The sequence below is a fragment of the Isosphaeraceae bacterium EP7 genome, assembly GCA_038400315.1.
In the GTDB taxonomy this organism is placed as follows: domain Bacteria; phylum Planctomycetota; class Planctomycetia; order Isosphaerales; family Isosphaeraceae; genus EP7.
Map to the genome: position 1 here is coordinate 682,089 of CP151667.1, position 19,294 is coordinate 701,382.

General features: G+C 68.0%; 14 protein-coding genes and 1 pseudogene. 9 read left to right on the forward strand and 6 right to left on the reverse strand.

Features of this window, described 5'->3' with window-relative positions:
- Nucleotides 1-165 precede the first annotated feature (165 nt).
- Nucleotides 166-1,794 (forward strand): chaperonin GroEL, encoded by a 1,629-nt coding sequence (gene groL, locus EP7_RS02730; RefSeq protein ID WP_463526044.1) that lies wholly within the window; start codon nucleotides 166-168, stop codon nucleotides 1,792-1,794.
- 123 nt (nucleotides 1,795-1,917) lie between these two features.
- Here groL and EP7_RS02735 read toward each other — a convergent pair whose 3' ends face one another.
- Together EP7_RS02735 and EP7_RS02740 are read right to left on the reverse strand one after the other, a co-directional pair.
- Nucleotides 1,918-3,339, reverse strand: a complete 1,422-nt coding sequence (locus EP7_RS02735) for a DUF1501 domain-containing protein (protein WP_463526045.1) — start codon at nucleotides 3,337-3,339, stop codon at nucleotides 1,918-1,920.
- Between the two features lie 39 nt (nucleotides 3,340-3,378).
- Nucleotides 3,379-6,363, reverse strand: coding sequence for a DUF1553 domain-containing protein (locus tag EP7_RS02740; protein WP_463526046.1), 2,985 nt, complete (start codon nucleotides 6,361-6,363; stop codon nucleotides 3,379-3,381).
- A 195-nt stretch (nucleotides 6,364-6,558) separates the two neighbouring features.
- Here EP7_RS02740 and EP7_RS02745 point away from each other — a divergent pair, with 195 nt between their 5' ends.
- Both EP7_RS02745 and EP7_RS02750 read left to right on the forward strand, forming a co-directional pair.
- On the forward strand, nucleotides 6,559-6,888 hold the full coding sequence (locus EP7_RS02745) for a hypothetical protein (RefSeq protein WP_463526048.1): 330 nt from the start codon (nucleotides 6,559-6,561) through the stop codon (nucleotides 6,886-6,888).
- A gap of 267 nt (nucleotides 6,889-7,155) precedes the next feature.
- Nucleotides 7,156-8,163, forward strand: a complete 1,008-nt coding sequence (locus tag EP7_RS02750; RefSeq protein ID WP_463526049.1) for a GumC domain-containing protein — start codon at nucleotides 7,156-7,158, stop codon at nucleotides 8,161-8,163.
- Between the two features lie 476 nt (nucleotides 8,164-8,639).
- On the opposite strand, the pseudogene EP7_RS02755 reads toward EP7_RS02750, so the two are convergent.
- Both EP7_RS02755 and EP7_RS02760 read right to left on the reverse strand, forming a co-directional pair.
- A pseudogene (locus tag EP7_RS02755) lies at nucleotides 8,640-9,200 on the reverse strand (REP-associated tyrosine transposase).
- 119 nt (nucleotides 9,201-9,319) lie between these two features.
- The gene (locus EP7_RS02760; protein WP_463526050.1) at nucleotides 9,320-9,835 is read right to left on the reverse strand and encodes a hypothetical protein; all 516 of its coding nucleotides are present in this window, start codon (nucleotides 9,833-9,835) and stop codon (nucleotides 9,320-9,322) included.
- Between the two features lie 311 nt (nucleotides 9,836-10,146).
- On the opposite strand from EP7_RS02760, the gene EP7_RS02765 reads away from it, so the two are divergent.
- Together EP7_RS02765 and EP7_RS02770 are read left to right on the forward strand one after the other, a co-directional pair.
- Nucleotides 10,147-11,298, forward strand: coding sequence for a hypothetical protein (locus EP7_RS02765; RefSeq protein ID WP_463526051.1), 1,152 nt, complete (start codon nucleotides 10,147-10,149; stop codon nucleotides 11,296-11,298).
- A gap of 253 nt (nucleotides 11,299-11,551) precedes the next feature.
- Entirely contained in the window at nucleotides 11,552-12,178 is a 627-nt protein-coding gene (locus tag EP7_RS02770; RefSeq protein ID WP_463526052.1) for a CHRD domain-containing protein, read from the forward strand.
- A gap of 106 nt (nucleotides 12,179-12,284) precedes the next feature.
- Here the strand turns inward: EP7_RS02770 and EP7_RS02775 are convergent, their stop codons facing one another.
- Complete coding sequence (locus tag EP7_RS02775) at nucleotides 12,285-13,187, reverse strand: DMT family transporter (RefSeq protein WP_463526053.1); 903 nt, start codon at nucleotides 13,185-13,187, stop codon at nucleotides 12,285-12,287.
- Nucleotides 13,188-13,309: 122 nt separating this feature from the next.
- On the opposite strand from EP7_RS02775, the gene EP7_RS02780 reads away from it, so the two are divergent.
- From EP7_RS02780 to EP7_RS02795, 4 genes are all read left to right on the forward strand, one after another.
- Complete coding sequence (locus tag EP7_RS02780; RefSeq protein WP_463526054.1) at nucleotides 13,310-14,134, forward strand: RING finger protein; 825 nt, start codon at nucleotides 13,310-13,312, stop codon at nucleotides 14,132-14,134.
- A gap of 216 nt (nucleotides 14,135-14,350) precedes the next feature.
- Nucleotides 14,351-14,644 (forward strand): EsaB/YukD family protein, encoded by a 294-nt coding sequence (locus tag EP7_RS02785; RefSeq protein ID WP_463526055.1) that lies wholly within the window; start codon nucleotides 14,351-14,353, stop codon nucleotides 14,642-14,644.
- A gap of 57 nt (nucleotides 14,645-14,701) precedes the next feature.
- Nucleotides 14,702-15,364, forward strand: coding sequence for a ubiquitin-conjugating enzyme E2 (locus tag EP7_RS02790; RefSeq protein WP_463526056.1), 663 nt, complete (start codon nucleotides 14,702-14,704; stop codon nucleotides 15,362-15,364).
- Between the two features lie 67 nt (nucleotides 15,365-15,431).
- Entirely contained in the window at nucleotides 15,432-16,652 is a 1,221-nt protein-coding gene (locus EP7_RS02795) for a ThiF family adenylyltransferase (RefSeq protein ID WP_463526057.1), read from the forward strand.
- A 16-nt stretch (nucleotides 16,653-16,668) separates the two neighbouring features.
- On the opposite strand, the gene EP7_RS02800 is transcribed toward EP7_RS02795, so the two are convergent.
- Nucleotides 16,669-19,251 carry an MMPL family transporter gene (locus tag EP7_RS02800; protein WP_463526058.1) on the reverse strand — a complete coding sequence of 861 codons (2,583 nt, stop codon included), beginning with the start codon at nucleotides 19,249-19,251 and terminating at the stop codon, nucleotides 16,669-16,671.
- Nucleotides 19,252-19,294 lie beyond the last annotated feature (43 nt).

The window sequence follows — 19,294 nt, forward strand, 5'->3', positions numbered from 1 at the left end:
GTTGAAACAACCAATCCCGACCGGGCGAGCCCGGCCGAAGACGCGCCGCGGTGAAACGAAACGAACCCGGCGCGGGTCTCGGCTTGTCCCCTCGGGCCGATCATTCCAGCAAGACAGTGTCGTACCTAGACGCACACGCATCCCCAGAGCAGGAGTCGACCGTCCATGGCCGCTAAGATGATTGCGTTCGATCAGGAGGCCCGGCAGGCGATGCAGCGGGGCGTCGCGAAGCTGGCCCGCGCGGTCAAGGTGACGCTCGGCCCCCGCGGGCGCAACGTCATCATCCAGAAGTCGTTCGGCTCGCCGACGGTCACCAAGGACGGCGTCACCGTCGCCAAGGAGATCGAGCTGGAAGACAAGTATGAGGACATGGGCGCCAAGATGGTCAAGGAGGTCGCCAGCAAGACCTCCGACGTCGCCGGCGACGGCACGACCACGGCCACCGTCATGGCCGAGGCCATCTACAACGAGGGCCTCAAGGCCGTCGTCGCGGGCGTCAATCCCATGCTGATGAAGCGCGGGATGGACCGGGCCGTTGTTGACATCGTCGAGGAGCTGAAGAAGCTCAGCACGAAGATCAGCAGCAAGACGGAGACCGAGCAGGTCGCCACCGTCGCGTCGAACTTCGACCACGAAGTCGGCAAGATGATCGCCGAGGCCACCGAGAAGGTGGGCAAAGACGGCGTCATCACGGTCGAAGAGGGCAAGGCCCTGAAGACCGAGGTGGAGTGGGTCGAGGGCATGCAGTTCGACCGCGGCTACCTCAGCCCCTACTTCGCCACCAACCCGACCTCGATGGAGGCCGTCCTCGAGGACGCCTACATCCTGATCTTCGAGAAGAAGATCTCGTCGGTGAAGGACCTCGTGCCGGTCCTGGAGAAGGTCGCCCAGACGGGCAAGCCCCTCCTGATCATCGCCGAGGACGTCGAGGGCGAGGCGCTGGCCACCCTGGTCATCAACAAGCTCCGCGGCACCTTCCGCTGCGTGGCCGTGAAGGCCCCCGGCTACGGCGACCGTCGCAAGGCGATGCTCGAAGACATCGCCGTCCTGACCGGCGGCAACCCGATCTTCGAGGCCCTCGGCGTCGAGCTTGAGAACGTCGGCCTCGACGACCTCGGCCAGGCGAAGAAGATCATCGTCGACAAGGACAACACCACGGTCATCGAGGGTGCCGGCAAGACCGACACCATCAAGGGCCGCATCGAGTCGATCCGCCGCGAGATCGGCGACACCAAGAGCGATTACGACCGCGAGAAGCTCGAAGAGCGCCTCGCCAAGCTCGCCGGCGGCGTCGCCAAGATCAACGTGGGCGCCGCGACCGAGAGCGAGATGAAGGAGAAGAAGGCCCGCGTCGAGGACGCCCTGCACGCCACGCGTGCGGCCCTCGAAGAAGGCATCCTCCCCGGCGGCGGCGTGGCCCTGCTGCGTGCCTCCAACACGGTCAAGCCGACCGGCCTGTCCGCCGACGAGGTCACCGGCTACCACATCATCGTCCGGGCCTGCGCCGCGCCGATCCGCCAGATCGCCGAGAACGCCGGCCAGGACGGCGGAGTGGTCGCCGCCAAGGTCGCCGAAGGGACCGGCAACTACGGCTACGACGCCCGCAACGACGTCTACACCGACCTCGTCAAGGACGGGATCATCGACCCGACCAAGGTTACCCGCTCGGCCCTCCAGAACGCCGCGAGCGTCAGCACCCTGCTGCTGACCTCCGACGCCCTGATCGCCGACATGCCCGAGGACAAGAAGGGCACCGGGGCCGGCGCCGGCGGCGGCTACGACGACATGTATTGATCCAGGCCGCGACGCGGGGTTAACCCTCCGCCGAGCAACCTGATACGAACGAAGGGGGCCGGGCACAACGCCCGGCCCCCTTCGCGTTTCGAACCCAGTCAGATCGGGCCGGCTCCGATTAGATCAGGCCAGCACCGGCCTGATGACCTCGCCGTGCACGTTCGTCAGCCGGCGCTGGATGCCGTTGTGATAATGGGTCAGGCGGGTGTGGTCGATGCCCAGCAGGTGCAGAACGGTGGCGTGGAAGTCGGGCCAGGTGACGGGGTCCTCGGCGGCCTTCCAGCCGATCTCGTCGGTCGAGCCGTGGGCCATCCCCCCTTTCAGGCCGGCGCCGGCCATCCAGACGCTGAAGCCGTACTGGTTGTGGTCGCGGCCCGGGCCCACGATGTCGGCGCCCGACTGGGCGAACGGGGTGCGGCCGAACTCGGTGGTGAACAGGACGAGCGTGTCGTCGAGCAGGCCGCGCCGCCGCAGGTCGCGCAGCAGGCCGGCGACGGGCCGGTCGATCCGCAGGGCTTCCTGCCCGTGATTGAGCTTCACGTTCTCGTGCCCGTCCCAGTTGCGCCTGGGGCTGCCGAAGGTGCCGCCCGAGAAGAGCTGGACGAACCGGACGCCTCGCTCCAGCAGCCTGCGGGCGATCAGGCAGGAGCGGCCGAAGTCCTCGGTCTCGGGCCGATCCATGCCGTAAAGCTCATGCGTCTCGGGGCTCTCACCCTTGATCTCGGTGACCAGCGGCACCGATGCCTGCATGCGGGCGGCCAGCTCGTAGCCGCGGATGCGGGCGCCCAGTGTGTCGTCGCCGGGGTGCAGGCCGAGGTGGCGGCGGTTCATCCCCTGGACCAGCCCGCGCGCGGCCGACTCGGCCCCCGCGGAGACTGGCCGCGCCGGGAAGAGGTCGTCGATCGGCTCGCCGCGGGGGCGGATCATCACGCCTTGATGTTTGGCGGGGAGGAATCCGTTGCTCCAGTTGATCGACCCGCCCGCGGGCAGCTCTCGGGCGTCGGGGATGACGACGAATGCGGGCAGGTCGTCGGTCTCGCTCCCCAGGCCGTAGCTCATCCACGCGCCCAGGCTGGGGAACCCGTTCAGGCGGAACCCGCTGTTCTCATGGAACGTCGCCGGCGTGTGGTTCGACGTCTCGGCGACCATCGATCGGATGACGGTCAGCTCGTCGGCCACGCCGCCGATGTGCGGGAACAGGTCCGAGACCCAGAGGCCGGAGTCGCCGCGCTGCTTGAAGTCCCAGTCCGGGCGCCTGAGCCGCCCCACCTGGCCGAAGAAGACGTCGGGCTTGGTGGGCGAGACGAGCGACTGGCCGTGCGCCTTGAACAGGCCGGGCTTGTAGTCGAACGAGTCGACCTGGCTCATGGCGCCGCACAGGCAGATGTGGATGGCTCGGGTGGCCCTGGGGGCGAAATGCGGGCCCGCCGGCAGGCCCTCGCCGGCCTCCGACCCGCGCACCGTGCCGTCGCGCAGCATCAAGGAGGCCGCCGCCGCGCCCGCCAGGCCATCCCGCATCCAGCTGAAGAAGTCGCGTCGGTCCATGGATGGGCTCGCTTCCTCGGATCGTCTCGTTGGGATCGATCAGTCGAGATAGAGGAATTCGTTGCTGTTGAAGATCGCCCGTGCCAGCGTGGCCGCGCCGAATTGCCCGACGACGCCGGCCGCCTCATCCAGCTCGTCCGGCTCGGGCGACCGGCCCAGGGTCAGGCGATAGGCCAGCCCGGCCTGAGCCCTGGCGTCGCCGCCCGCCTCGCGGAGGAGCCGACCCGCGAGGGCGTCGGAGAGGTGCAGGACCATCGCGTTGTTCATCAGCGAGAGGGCCTGGAGCGGCGTGGTGGTCGAGGCGCGTCGGGGTGCGGTGGTCGACGGATCGGGGCAGTCGAACGCGTCGAGGAAGGCGCTCCGGCCCCCGCGTGCCCAGGCCCTGTACAGCGTGCGCCGGTCCTGGCCGGGGGCCGAGGGATCGGCCGGCACGTACAGGATCGAGGTGGTCCCCTTGGCCTGCCTCGGCTCGTGGTCGCGGAAGCTCGGGCCGCCGATCGCGGGGTCCAGCACGCCGGCCGAGGCCAGCATCGCGTCGCGCACCATCTCGGCCTCCAGCCTCGCGGGCTGCTTGCGCCAGAGCAGGCGGCTGCCGGCATCCTTCGCCATCGCGGCCGGATCGGGGCGGGAGGATTGCTTGTAGGCGGATGACGTGACCATCAGTCGATGCATGGCTTTCAGGCTCCAGCGGCGGGCGGCCAGCTCGCCGGCCAGCCATTCCAGCAGCTCGGGGTGCGACGGCACGCCGCCGTTGAATCCGAAGTCGCTGGCGGTCTCCACCAGGCCCGAGCCGAAGTGGGTCAGCCAGAGCCGATTGACCGCCACCCTGGCGAACAGCGGGTTGCTCGCGTCGGTCATCCAGGCCGCAAGCCGCATGCGACGGTCGGCCTCGGGGGCGTTGGGGGCGAGGCCGAAATTGGGGTCAAGACCCGCCAGGGAACCGATCCCGCCGGCCGAGACCTCGTCGCCCGGCTGGCCCGGGTTCCCCCTGATCTGGATGTGCGTCACATCGGCCGTCCTGGGGGACACCGCATAGGCCTTGCGCGGCCCGATCGCCCGCAGTCGCCCGACTTCGGCGTCGAGACTCGCCCGCTCCGCGCGTCCCTCGGGGCTCAGGGCCGCGATAACTTCCTTGGCGTCGAGGATCGCCCCGCCCGAATCCGCCGAGGCCGCCACCTCGGCGTCGTTCAGCGCCCGGTCATACAACCTGGCGCGCACGATCGTCCCGCGCAGCATCCGGTTATCGCCGGCCGGCAGGTGGCGGACGCCGAACGCCATCCGGCCCTTCTCCGCCGCGAAGATCGCGGGCCCCTTTGACGTATAGGGTTTTCCATACGCCTTGCCGTCGCGGAAGATGCGTATGGTTCCGGCGGCGGAATAGCAGATCGCGACGTGCACGGGCCGCTTGGCAGCGTCTTCCTCGGCCTCGCCCCCCACGGCTTGCGTCCTGGCGAAGTTCTCGCTGCCGGCCATCCAGCGGCCGGGCTCGGCCTCGCCGAAGACGATCGCGTCGAACCGCCCGCCGCCGTCCTCGATGACGCTCGCCACGCCCCCGCCGCGCTGGTCGGTCCCATCCAGGTGCACCCAGGCTTCGATCGTCTTCGGCCCCAGGTCGAAGCCCAGCGGCGGCGTGATCGCGTAGCCGCTCTTGCCGTCCAGCACCAGGCCGTCGGCCGACAGCGTGGCGCCCCCTTTCAGCGTCACATCGGCATGCCCAACGCGATCCTTGACGCCGCGATCGAAGTCCCAGGCCGCCACCGGCGAAGGTGGGGCGGGGCCGCTTTTCTTCGTCCGCCCCGCGATCAGAGCCGCCCGCGCGGGGGCCTCGATGGCAACGATGCGGGCCTCGACCGCCTCCAGCCGCCGTCTCTTCTCGACGATCGACGGGTCCAGGTCCGACAGGTCGCGCTCGCCGTGGCGGACGCCGTCCAGGGCCGAGGCGAACTGGTAGTATTCGGCCTGGCGGATGGGGTCGAACTTGTGGTCGTGGCAGCGGGCGCAGTGGACGGTCAGGCCCAGGAAGGTCTGCGAGACGGTGCCGATCAGGTCTTCCAGCTCGTCGGCCCGCACCACGGCCTTCATCGTCTTGCTGATCTGGTTCTGGCCGGCCGTGTCGTAGGCTCCGGCCACCAGGAAGCCGGTGGCCTCCACCGCCTCGGCGTCGCCGGGTCGCAGCACGTCGCCGGCGATCTGCATCCGGGCGAACTCGTCGTAGGGCACGTCGCTGTTCAGCGCCTTCACCACCCAGTCGCGGTAGCGCCAGGCCGACGGCCGGAACTCGTCATATTCGAATCCGCCGCTCTCGCCAAATCGCGCCAGGTCCAGCCACCACCGTGCCCACCTCACCCCATACTGCGGCGAAGCCAGCAGCCGGTCCGCCAGCGTCTCATACGCATTCTCCGATCGATCGGCCAGGAACGCATCCATCTCGGCCGGCGTGGGGGGCAGGCCCGTCAGGTCGAAGGTCAGCCGCCGGATCAGCTCGCGCCGGCCCGCCTCGGGCGCCGGCTTCAGCCCGTTCGCCTCCAGCGTCTTCAGCACGAACGCGTCGATCGGCGTTCTCGCCCAGCCCCTCTCCGCGATCGGCGGCGGCGTCACCTTCTGGATCGGCTGCAACGACCACCAGTCGCGCCCGGCCCGCCTGGCGGTCGTCACCTGAAAGGCGTCGATCGGGTCGGTGCCCCAATTCGCCCCGGCCGCAATCCAACCCTTCAGCGCCTGCTTCTCGGCATCCGTCAGCGTCACCTTGGGGGGCATCTCTCCCGACTCGACCATCTCCCAGACCGGGCTCTCCTCCGGCTTGCCCTCCACGATCGCCGGGCCCCCCTCGCCCCCTGCAAAGGCCGAGGCCCGCCCGGAGAGGTCGAGCTTCCCCTTGGGGTCGGCCCCCGAGTGGCAGTCCAGGCAATACCGGGCCAGGATGGGCGCGACCGCGACATCAAAGCCTCGATCCGGCGCACCAGCCCGCGCCGTCGTCGTCGCGGCCAGGGCCAGAAACGCCCCGAGAATCGCCCATCGGTTCATGGCATTCGACCCAAATCCCGCCAAGCCGGACGCCCAAGCCCCTCCTCGGCATCCAAACCGAGTTTAACACCTCCCGACCGCCCGGTCTCTCCCCGGCCGCCGGCCGTTTCCCCGCACCAGTCCGGCCCGTTATGCTGCACGCCCATCTCCAAGACATGCGGATTCCATCCCGATTCCTCCAAAGGGCAATTCACCATGGACCGATCGACCCGCCGCACTGCCGTCCTCGTCGCGGCCGCCGTCGTCATCACCTTCCTCCTCTGCCGCACGGCCCCGCTCGCCGCGCGGACGCAGGCGGGGCCTTCAAGCTGGGTGAAGGTTGGTTACTACTTCATCAATGGCAACTCGATCAACCACGTCGTCGACCGCGGGCCCATCCTGGACGTCTACCTCGGCGACGGAGACAACGCCCACGCGATCCACCTCCAGGGGGCGGATGTCGAGCCGATGCGTCGCTGGCTCAACGTCCGCGCCGACCATCCCGGGGTGGGCGAGGCCCCGCCGTCGGCCCCGGCCCCGCGATAGTCCTCCGTTGATGAGGCCTAGCCTCGGGACGAGTCGGCCATCCCAGCCCGAGACTCGGGTTGCCGCCTCGTTCCACCTGACGGGGTGATTGTTGCCGGCAAGGTGCTTGCGTCGGGGGCCATCCTGGTTCATAACATTATTTTGAAAATTTGATATGGCGAGACCACAGTCATGACGGATCCGACTCACGAAGATCTCTTCAGGAGCTTCCGTGTGATCGCCCAGCGTTTCGGCCTAGGCCGGCTTGTGCCTACCAGAAGCTTGCTGGTGCCGCTCATCCTCTGGCTGGCCGCCTCGGCTGTGGCATGTTTTGTCATCAACAGTCAGGTCTGGCCAGAGTATGAGGCCTTCACATTGATTCAGGTCAGCCCGAGCTGGCCGAACCCGTTCTCGGCCCAGCAATCGACGGACACGCTCCGCCGCGCGCAATTCCTCCGCGACCAGGTCGCGTTGATTTCGTCCCCGTTCGTACTCTCTAACGCGGCCTTAAAGCCCAGGATTGCCGCAATCCCCGAGATCAGGGACTCGGCTTCCCCGCCCGACCTCCTGAAGAGCAAGCTGACGGTGGTGAACATCCCCGAGACGACGTTGATCCGCGTCTCCTACCTGTCCTGGTCTCCGTCGGAATCGCAGCAGATCGTCGCGGGGATCGTTGATGAATACTTGAGATTTGTTGTGTTACGATCCGAAAGCTCACAAATGAAGTTGAGGTCCAATCTGGAGAAATTTGCACAGGAGTTCGAGCGCGAACTGCAGGAGGATCGTAAGGAATTGCTAGAGTTGTTGCACGACGTCAAGGAGGCGGGGGTCGTGCCTGCCGACAAGGATTCCCCCTCGTCCTTCACGTTTCTGACCAAGGAGCTTCATCGGTCGGCAGCCGAGCGATTGATCCAGGTCGACATCGAACTTGCGGAGGGCTCTTCGAAGACGGAAGAGTTGAAGCGAGCACGCGCCTACCTGCGAACGTTGCTCTCGAGGCCGATCAGGGAAGTCGATCAAGTCAAGGTGGATTTTCTCACGAAAGAGATCGAATCCAAGTCCCGGGAGTTGGAGTCCATCCGTCGAAAAATCCAGGAGCTGGAATTCGGCTCCCAAAGCGAGGCCCGGATTTTGAAGGTCGATGATACGCCGCTACCGGGGCTCCCGATCAGCGATCGACGGGTGCCGCTCATGGCGCTGGCGTCCTTCGGCATCCTGTGCCTCGTGCTGGCGATCAGGAGGATTGGCCTGGTCCCCGCCCTGCTCCCAAGGGGGGGTAATGAGTCGGCAGGCTGAGACTCGCACTCCGAGGTGGTCGACGGCCTGACGACCAATTTCACGAGGGAGCGACGCCGGGTGCCGTGCGCTTCCGCTCCTTCATCCCGCCGCTTGAGGGATGACCATCGGACGAGGGATATGGATAACAGCGATGCACGTGCCAAATCGGTCTCGGCGTATGGTTAGGTTCTCACAAGCCTCGCAACGTGTCGTGCGACCGACCACATGGGCAGGAGACGACCCACGCCCGCCCGCCTCCCTTATCCTCGACCGCTAATGGCCCGCTGAAATATGGACAACACTCGACGACCTCCAATCTGCTCGTGTGTTGCATGAACGCCAAGACCACAGCCTTGGCGTGCGTTGGCAGCGGGCGACCGCCAGACGCGATGATGCGGGAAGCCTCGGCTTCGATCTCTTCATAGGTCACGGGCGGAGCCACCTCACCAGTGACTTCGAAGTCCGGTAGGGTCCGCTGTGCGGACCTTATTTGGTCATTCGCCAGTATCCTTGATCGGCGATTTCTGGAATGAGAGGCACTCCTCACTTCGTCCCCACTCGATCGGATACGCGCCGAGTCTCACGAATCGGTGGAAGGAACTGTAAGGCCACTCCCTTGGGGCGTGGACAGGCCGTGCTTCACCGGATTGTAGTGGATGTAGTCGTAGTGCCGCTCCAGGTCGTCGACGTCCTCGATACTGTGCTCCCAGAACCGTCGTTGCCAGACACCCCTCCGCCGGTTCCGGCGCGCGAAGCGGAAACGGCCTCCTCCGCACCGCCACCGGACACCCACGTTTTGGAGAATTCCTTCTTGATCCATGCCCAGCGCAAGGAGTACGCGGCATCGCCACGCGGGAGCGCCCAGACCGTATGAAGGTGATCGGGCAAGAGGACGATCGCTTCGAGCCGGAATGGCCAGCGCGAGCGGCAGTCCACGAGCGCCCGGCGCAACGATCGGCGGGCGAGCGGCTCCGTGAGGATGGGGGCCCGTTGTTCGGTCACCAAGGTGAAGTGGACATTCCACCCGGAACGTACGCCCGGCGGTAGTTCGGCATCGCGAGACCTGGGCTTCCAAATGGGTCCGCACAGCGGACCCTACTCCTCACTCGATGGTCGCCGGACGAGGGTTAGGGATAACACCGACACAGCAGCGGAAGTGCGCCCGAATTCGAGCTTATCCATCCGGGAAATCCCAGCCGAATTCCTCGGTGAACCAACGTCTCGCCGTGTCGCGATCCAGTTCGATGTAGGCTCTGGCAAACCAACGCTGGCCGCGAGCCAGAGCGATACAAGCGACTGCCGCTCCGACGACATCTTCGTCCCAGTCACGATCGGGGTGGGTGCCCAGAACTTCGGCAAGCGACCGAATCGCCCTGAAGTAACCGTCGGCAAGCTCTGGGGCGACGGTGGGATTCCTGAGTTGGTCACGCTGGAGTTCGATGGTGGCAATCAGGCCCACGGGGTTCCAGTCGAGCTTGATGCTGCGTCGTATGAATTCGATCAGCCAAGGGACCGCCGCGTAAGACGCCTGGTGGACATCACCCTGGTGGTGCAATTCATTCCAGAACTCCTCCCAGATGGGATTGGGCGGCTTGCCGGCAATGAGGCTCCTGAGGCCGACCGAGGCATCGAAGGGGACTCGATAGCCGCCGAGGTACGACGGCCATCGCGGATCGTCGAGGCGTAACAACGGTGATCCTTCTCAGGCTGCATGCCCGATAGTTCTGCGAACACATGAAAGGGATTTTGGAAAATTATCGGATAGCGTCATCCATTATACGTTCAGAACGTCGGTCGAGCCGCATTGGCCGGATGCTGTTACAAGACGCTTGCGAGATTTCGGGATTTTTCGCCAATTTTCCAAGAAAGTAGGGAGGAAGCTCGCGCAAATTCAGATTATCTCCAATAGAGAGCCCAATGGCGCGATGCCGCGCCACGGCCCTTACGCCAACGTCGGCGACACCTTTTGAGTTCTCACCCAAGGGAAGCGACGCAGCACCGATGGGCAAAATCAACGTCAGCCAGAAGCGGATCGACGCCAACCGCCGGAATGCCTTGCGCAGCACGGGGCCGAAGACGGTGGAGGGGAAGGAGAAGTCTCGGCGGAATAGCCTTGTTCATGGGCTGGCCGGCGAGGGCGTGGTGTTGCCCAAGGACGAGACGGCGGCGGCCTGCGCTCGGGCCGAGCAGTGGATGTCGTCGTTGCGGCCGACGAATGCGTTCGAGCTGGGCCTGGTCGAGACGATCGCGGTAGAGAGCGTGCGGATTGAACGGTGCCGGATCGAGGAGCGGGTGGCTCGCGACCTCAGGGCTCGCAGGGCGGTGCATTGCTGGGGGAGCGAGCGCACGGCCGCGATCGAGAAGGTCGCGCGAGGGCTGCCGAAGCGGCCGGCCGAGATCAGGGCGACGCTGGAGATGTCGGCGCCGGGCTGCGACTGGCTGATCGCGCGGTGGCGGATGCTCGGCGCTGCGCTCGACAAGGGGAGCGAGTGGACCGACGAGCAGGAAGGGCTGGCGCTCGACCTGCTGGGCATCGCCGCCGAGCTGCGCGACCTGGACAGCCCGATCGAGGCCAACGACGGCGGCAGCACGCTCGAACATCGGCAAGACCTGGTTGATGACCAGCTCGAGCGCCTCATACGGATCAAGGACGAATGCCTCGACGAGGTCGAGGACGCCTTGCAGGAGGCGACGATCCAGGGGTTGTCGACCGTGGATGATCCGACGCTGGTGCTGTTGCGCCGGTATGAGACGGCCAGCATGCGGCGGTTGAAGTGGGCGCTCGACCTGATGCATAAGGGGAACAAGACGCGGCCCGACGATCACGGGTTCGGCAAGCGCGACTTCGACCCGCCCGCCTGGAAAGGCCCCAACCCGGCCGCCGTTCCCAACTTCCCGACCCCCCGCCAGATGCCGCCTTCGTCCCCCGCACCCGGCGCCGAACGAAGCCATTTTGGCCAGCCAGGCACCACCGCCCAGGCCGGCCCCGACCCGTACTTCGGCCTGAATGCCCGGATTTCGCCGCAAATCCAGGCTGCGAGGCCGCTCGATCCGGAACCGAGGCCCCGGCCCGAGGCCCGGCCGACCAGCGATCGGGCGCGACGCGCACGCGCGGCCCGTCGTGCGGCGATGGCCGAGCTGGTCCTGAGCTAGCCGCCCGCCTCCGTCGGATTTGCGGGACACCGTCCTGCCCGATCGGCAGGTTCCCGCTCGGATGCGCCCGGCAAAACGCCGGATGTCCCCATACTAGGCGGGGCGCCGCGCATTCGTTGGTATTAGATAAGCCGGTGCGTCGAGTCCGTCGGCGGTAAATCCTCGTCATTTCCATTTTCGTTGCTACGACAGGCCGCGATCCCTATGCTCACCCCCGGCGGCGTCGTCCCCCTACATCTCCGGAGCCACAGCGATGATCCGATCCTTCGGTCCGTCAGCGATTGCGATGGCCCTCATCTGTCTCGGTTTTAGCTCAAGCTCTCGGGCGGAGTTCCTCACCTACGTTGCCGTCCTCGACGGTCCCAGCGAGGCTCCGCCGGTCGACTCGCCCGGCACCGGCTTCGCGACGCTCCAGTTCGACTCCGTCGCCCACACCTTGCACCTCAGCGTGACTTTCAGCGGCCTGATCGGCGAGACGACCGCGTCTCATATTCACGGCCCCACCGCCGTGCCGGGTGCAGGGACGGCCGGCGTCGCCACGCAGGTCCCGACGTTCGTCGACTTCCCGCTCGGCGTGACGAGCGGGTCGTACGACCATACGTTCGACACGAGCCTGGACTCGTTCTACAACCCGGCCTTCCTCAACAACAACGGCGGCACGGCCCTCCTGGCCGAGGCGGCCCTCGCCTCGTCCCTCGCGGCGGGCACCGCCTACCTCAACATCCACAGCACGTTCGCGCGCGGCGGCGAGATCCGAGGCTTCTTCACCCTCGTCCCGGAACCTTCGAGCGTCGTGATGATGGGCCTCGGCATCGCCGGCCTGATGGGCTATGCCGGCCGTGGCCTGCGGCGTGCGTCCGTCGTGCGGCAATCATCCTGAATCCTGACGCCTGACTCGCCCCGATCGTCCCCCGCCGATGCAATGGAGGCGGACGATCGGGGTCGTCCAAGCAGGTCACTTCTCTTCTTTGACAATTCGGATGCGACTATTCGGAAGGGAGCGTTGCGCGCCTCGCGGGCAGGTAGCGCACGGCGACCCCGGCCAGGAGGAAGACGCCGCCGACGACGGTGGCAAGCTCGGGATATTCGCCGACGAAGAGGATGACCCAGATGGGGCTCAGGACCGGTTCCAGCAGGCCGAGCAGTGCGGCCTCGGGGGCGTGGATCGTGCGGAGGCCGCGGGCGAAGAGGACGTAGGGGATGGCCAGTTGGATGGCGCCGAAGGCGACGAGGACGGGGACTTGCCCGGGGGTCGGCACGGTGATGGCGCCGGCGGTCAGCAGCAGCCAGGCACCCAGGGTGGCGGCCGCGACGAGGTTTCCGGCTGCGCTGGTCCAGAGGGGGTCGAGGTCGCGCAGGGCCCGGAGGCCCACGACGACGGCGGCGTAGGCGATGCCGCTGGTCAGGCCCAGGAGGATGCCTTCGCCGTCTCGCGGGCGGATGTTCCCCTCGGCGCGGCCCCAGGCGACGATCGTGATGATGCCGACCATCGCCATCGCGATGCCGGCCATCTCGCGGCGGCTGGGGCGCTCGCGCAGCAGGATCAGGCCGATGGGGACGGTCCAGAGGGTGGCGGTGCACTGGAGGAAGATGGCGTTGGCCGCCGAGGTCAGCTTGACCGAGGTGAGGTAGAGGCCGGTCATCGCGCCGAAGGCCAGCCCGAGCGGGAGGAGGCTGGGGCGGAAGACCAGCTTCGACCGGGGGACGAGCGGGAGCAGGGCCAGGCCGGCGAAGAGGCTGCGGTAGAAGGCGATGGACAGCGGGTCCATCTCCAGCCGCTTGGTGATGAAGCCGCCGGCACTCCAGAGCGTCGCCGCCCCCAGGATGTAGAGCCGACCCCGTCGCCTGTCGGCGGCGCCCTGGGTGCCGGGGGGGGAAAGTTGGGTCACGCCTGGTCTTGCTCCTGCGGCCCTGACGCTGGAAGGAACGCGGTCGATCGGCGAAGATCGTACAGGGGGCCGCACGCCGGGGGGAAGCCCGGCCGGCTCGTCTCGCCTCCCGAGGCCCGTCGATGGAACTGCTGCTGCTCAGCTTCCTGGCCCTGCTCGCCTACTTCGCCCTCCGCTGGATGTCCACGGCGCGGTCATGGATGCTCGGCGGTCGGTTCGCCGCCTACCGACACCTGGCCTCGAGGGTGAGCGGCCGTTACGAGGGGCGTGGCCTGTATGACCCGCCGACGGTCAGCTTCAACCACGAGGGGTCGAGCGTCAGGGTCGGGCTTGCCCCGCAGGTCCCCGGGCACCCGCCGCAGGCCAGGACCCGGGTGGTCGCCCGGTTCGCCGAGGGGATCCCGCTGAGGCTGGAGCTGGCGCCGGTCAACCGCCCCGCCCCGCCGCAGATTCCCCGAGGCACCCAGTTCGTGCGCTGCGGCGACGCGGCCTTCGACCGCGCCTTCGTGATCCAGGCCAACGACCCGGAGATGGCCCGCAGCTTCCTGACCCTGCTGCCCAGGCTGGCCATCGAGACCCTGGCCCGGATGGGGCCCCCCGGCGGGATGCTGCTGTCGGTGAACCCGGACCGGATGCTGGTGCAGGTGGACAAGAACTTCGGCCAGTCGGCCGAGGCGCTCTACGGCGTCGTCAGCCAGGCCCTGATGGTCCACGACGCGTTGCGGCAAGGGGTGCTGGCCCGGGTGAACCAGGGGATCTCGATCGTCGAGGTGGGCGCCCCGCACCCCGAGACCGGCCCGCCGATCTGCAAGGTCTGCGGCGAGCCGATCGACGGCCCGTCGGTGCTCTGCACGACCTGCAAGACGCCGCATCACGCCGACTGCTGGGAGTTCGTCGGGACTTGCTCCATCTTCGGCTGCCGGGGCAAGCAGGCGACGCCCGCCTGAGCCGCTCGTGCCGGCCGCCCGGAATCGCCGCGGGGCCATTCCTGGAGGGACGGCGTCTCAGTATCATGGAGGCACCCGGCCCATGCGTTGGCCCGGGGCCCGGTCGTCCGGAGCATCCACCCCCCGGGCGAGACGACGGGCCGACGAAATTCGGAGCATCGGGCCGGAATATCGGCGGGCCCGGGACGAATCGGATGCAGAGGAGGTATCCCGACGATGTCCTATGGTAGCCCTGCCGATCCCAGCGGAATCCAGGTGACCTTCCTGGACCAGACCGGCGCCAAGAGCGTGAAGGCCGTCATCGCCTTCAGCGTCCCTGTCAGCCGGATCTTGCCAAACATCATCACCAAGATGAACCTGCCGGCGACCAGCCCCGACGGCCAGCCGATGAGCTACTCGCTCGACCACAAAGAAGGGGGCAAGCGCCTGCTCGAGAACCAGACCCTGGTCGAGGCCAACGTCCGGGACGGTGACCACCTGATCGTGTACCCCGAGGTGGTGGCCGGCTGACCCAACCCCCCGAGCGGCGACGCCGCCGACCCAACGCCCGAGCCGAGCCCGAGGCCCATGAGCTACGAGTCGCCGCGCATCCGCCGCCTCCGCAACGACCTGCTCGCGCTGGAGCGCCTGACCGGCGAGAGCTCGGTCTTCCGCTTCAAGGCCTCGGGCAAGCCGCCGCAGACCTTCCTGATCGAGTTCCGCGGGCAGGGGCTGGCGCGTGAGCGGGGCAAGATGGTCGTCCGAGACACCCACGAGATCGAGGTCAAGCTCGACGCCTCGTATCCCCGGACGATGCCCAACCTGCGCTGGGTCTCGCCCATCTATCACCCGAATATCTCCGAGATCGGCATGGTCTGCCTGGGCGGGTACGGCACCCATTGGGTCCCCAGTCTGATGCTCGACGAGCTCTGCGTGATGCTCTGGGACATGGTCCGTTACCACAACTACGACATCCGCAGCCCCTACAACCGCGAGGCCGCCTTCTGGGCCGCCAACCAGACCAGGTTCACCTTTCCGCTCGACACCAGGCCGCTGCGAGACCGCCGCGTGGCCCTCGGCCGAGTTGACCACTACCCCGCGGCCGAAGCCATCCCCCTGCCCGGCCCGACGACCGAGCCCGACCGCGGCTCGATGATCCAGATTCTCGACCTCGAGCTGGACCTGAACCCGCGCAAGGCCCCGCCGCCGAGCCCCGGCCGCCCCGACTCCGACGTCTTCTTCCTCGACTGACCGGTCCGGAATGGGCCCGGGGCCCTCCGACGCGACCCGCGCGAACCCGCGAGATCGGCCACCCACGATGGACGACACGCTCCGCTTCCTCGACGACGAGACCGACCTCACCACGGGCGCAGGCCCCGAGGCCGGCGACGACGCCCCGCTGATCATCGACGACGACGACCGCTACGGCCGGCTTCGCCTGATCCCCTGGTGGCGGCAGGAACGGCTCGCCGCGTCGAAGATCCTGGTGGTGGGCGCCGGGGCCCTGGGCAATGAGGTCCTTAAGAACCTGGCGCTCGTGGGGGTCGGCAAGGTCTACGTGATCGATCTGGATGCGGTCGAGCCGTCGAACCTGTCCCGCTCGGTCCTCTTCCGCGCCCGCGACGCGGGCCTGGGCAAGGCCGAGGTCGCCGCGCGGCGTGCCGCCGAGATCAACCCCGACGTCCGGCTCGTGCCGCTGCGGGGCGACGTGATCACCGACGTGGGCCTGGGCCTCTTCGCCGAGGTCGACGTGGTCATCGGCTGCCTGGACAACCGCGAGGCCCGGCTCTGGGTCAACCGCCAGTGCTGGAAGGTGACGACCCCCTGGGTCGACGCCGGCATCCAGGAGATCCAGGGGGTCGTCAAGGTCTTCGTCCCGCCCGACAGCGCCTGCTACGAGTGCGCCATGACGGCCCGCGATTATCAACTCCTGAACCTGCGCTACAGTTGCCCGCTGCTGACCCGCGAGCAGATGCAGCAGGGCAAGGTGCCCACGGCCCCCACGATCGCCTCGATGATGGGCGCCTTGCAGGTGCAGGAGGCCCTGAAGCTGATCCACGGCCTTCCCGTGGCCGCCGGCTCGGCCCTGGTCTTCAACGGGGTCAGCAACCAGTTCTACTCGACCAGGCTTCCCCACCGAGACGACTGCCTGAGCCACGAGACCTATCCGACCCCGACTCCCCTGCCCCTCTCCGCGAGCTCGCCCGCGTCCAACCTCTTCGCCCTGGCCCGCACGCACCTTGCGGGCCCACTGACTTTGGCCCTGGACCGGGACCTGGTCACCACCATCGGCTGCCCCGCCTGCGGCTGGACGACGGACGTGTTCCGCCCCCGGACCAAGGTCCGCGCCGCCGAGGCCACCTGCCCCAGCTGCCGCACCGAGGCCCGCGCCGAGAGCGTCCACGAGGTGCCCGAAGGGTCGCCGCTGGCGGCCCGATCGCTGGCCGAGCTGGGCATCCCCGTCTACGACATCGTCAGGGTCGATGGACCCGACGAGTCGGCCTTCTTCCTGCTGGCCGACGACCGCCCCGAAGCCTGAAGCCGCCCGCCGGATCTCAGTCGCCGACCATGACCAGCTCGGTCCTGGCCTTGGCCGGCTGCGTGCCGTTCTCGCGCCTGGGCGACTTGCGGGAATTCATCAGCCAGTGACCGCAGGGGACCAGCAGCGGCCTGACGAGCATCGCATCGACGGCGATGCCGATGACCAGCGCGAAGCCGAGCTGCCGGATGCTCTCCAGTGGGCTGGTCAGGAACGAGGCGAAGCTGCATGCGGTGATCGCCGCGGCCGAGCTGATCAGCCCGCCCGTCCCCGCAACCGCCCGGATGATCCCGCGCCTCAGCCCCGACGTCTCGACCTCTTCCTGGAGCCTCGCCATCAGGAAGACGTTGTAATCCACGCCCACCGCCACCAGCAGCACGAACAGGAAATACGGGACCTTCCAGTCCAGCCCATGCGACCCCAGCATCCCCACGAAGACGGCATGCGTGGCACCCAACGCGAACGCATATGTCAGCAGCATGGTCGCCACCAGGTTCAGGCACGCCATCACGTCCCGAAGCGCCACCAGCAGGACCACGAAGACGCCCGCCGGGATCAGGATCCAGCTCTGCCACTGGTCGGCCCGGGTCATGCTGCGGATGTCGGCCGAGCCCGCATTGGGCCCCGCCAGGGTGGCCCGCGTCGCCGGCCCCGAGGCATCGGCGAGGAAGTCATTCAAGATCCGCCGCAGCCGCTCGACCTGGTCGAGCGCGGCCTCCGAGAACAAGGGCGCGGCCTGCGCCAGGTCGATCCGGGCGCGTCGGCCGTCCCGGGAGATGTAGACGCCGAAGGCGCGGAGCAGCTCGGGGTGTGCCTTGACGGTCGCCTGATGGATCAGGAGCCGGTCCAGGGCACGCTTGCCCACCGGGTCGTCCAGGATGCCGGCGATCTCGTCGCGCCCCAGCTTCGCACCGTCGGCAATCTGCCCGGCGCCCTCGGCGGCGCGGGTCAGCTCGCGGAGCATCTCCTCGGCCGGCTTGGGGGTGCGGGCGTCGGTCGTGGACGCCGATCCGGTCAGCTTCAGGCCGGTCTTGGACTCCAGCCAGATCGCCGCCCGCAGCTTGCCCGCTCCCTGGTCCAGCCCCGCCCGCAACTGCGAGGCCCCCGCGGCGATCCGCCCCAGGCCGTCGCCCACCTGGTCGAGCCTCGAACCGAGCCTGGCCGATGCGAGCTGCTCACCCCGGCCCAGCGGCTGGGTGGCCGACCGCACCTCGGCGATTTGCTTTTGTCTTGCCAGGAACCGGCTCACGTCGTCGATCAGGGCCAGCCCTTCCGAGCTCCGCAGGTCGCCCACTGACTCCAGGACCACCGTCAAGGGGGCCGTCAGGCCGGGCCCGAACGCCTCGTCCACCCGCTTGAGCACCTCCACCGAGCGGGTCCCGCTGGGCAGCTCGGCGAGCATGTCATAAGTGATATGCGTCATGAACCCGTAGGCCGCCAGGGGCAGCATGAACGCCAGCGTCAGGGCCCAGTTCCGGCCCGGGCGGGCCATCGCCCGCCTGCCGAACGCGTGCCAGAAGCCGCTCGGCGCCGCGATCAGCCCCTTGAACGACGCGGGCCGTTTCTGCGCCAGCAAGACCAGCAGCGCGGGGGTCAGGGTCAGGGTGGCGGCCAGGGTCAGCATCAGGCCCAGGGCCACGCTCGGGCCGGTCCTGGAGAACAGCTTGAACCGCGTCGTTCCCATCAGCAACTGCCCGATTATCACCGTCCCGGCGCTCGTCAGCAGAGCCAGGCTGCCGCGCCGCAAGGTGAGACGCATCGCCCCCGCGGGGTTGCTCGGCGTCCAGTGGTCGGCGTACCGCCACGACACGAACAGGCAGAAATCGGTCCCGCAGCCGAACAGCACGGCCACCAGGAATAGCTCCACCAGCGGCGAGACCTCCCAGCCGGCCACGACCAGCCAGGCCAGAATCCCGCGCGTCAGCAGCAGGCTTAGCCCGATCGTCGCCAGCGGGATCAAGGCCAGCCAGCACGACCGATAGACGACCAGCAGGACGCCCATCAGCAGCACGACCGTGGCGAGCGCCGCCCGATCGAGCGAGGCCTGCACGCCGGCCATGTAGTCGCGGCCAATCACCGCGTCGCCCGTCCAGCGCAGGGCCAGGCCTTCCGGCGCGGGCATTGCCCTGCTCTGGGCTTCCAGCCAGGCCACCGTCTCGTGCGACGCCGGCGCCACCAGTGACGTGGCCAGCGTGACGGCCAGCAACTGCATCGTCCCATCGCGCGAGACCAGCCGCTCGGCAAGTTCGGGTTCGCTGCCGGGGCCCAGGACCCGCAGGATGGGCGCCGGCCGAGGCTTCACGTCGAACCGACCGGCGAGTTTCCTGGCGAAGTCGCGGTCGGCCTCGGTCAGGCCCCCGGGCCGGCCAATCACCAGCGCGGCCAGCGAATCGAATGACTGCGCCGGCCATGTCTCGTCCACGATCTTCGCGGCCCGGACGCTCTCCGCGTCGCCGGCCATCAGCTTGGCCTGCCCCTCGGCCGCAAGCCGGGTCAGGTTGGGCGAGGTCAGGCCCACACCCAGGGCCAGGACCACCCAGGCACTCACCACCCAGCCCGGACGCCTGGTGACGATCGATCGCAGACGTTCGAGGCTCATGATCGGGGGAGACTCCCAGGCTATCGACGCCGGGCGTTGTCCC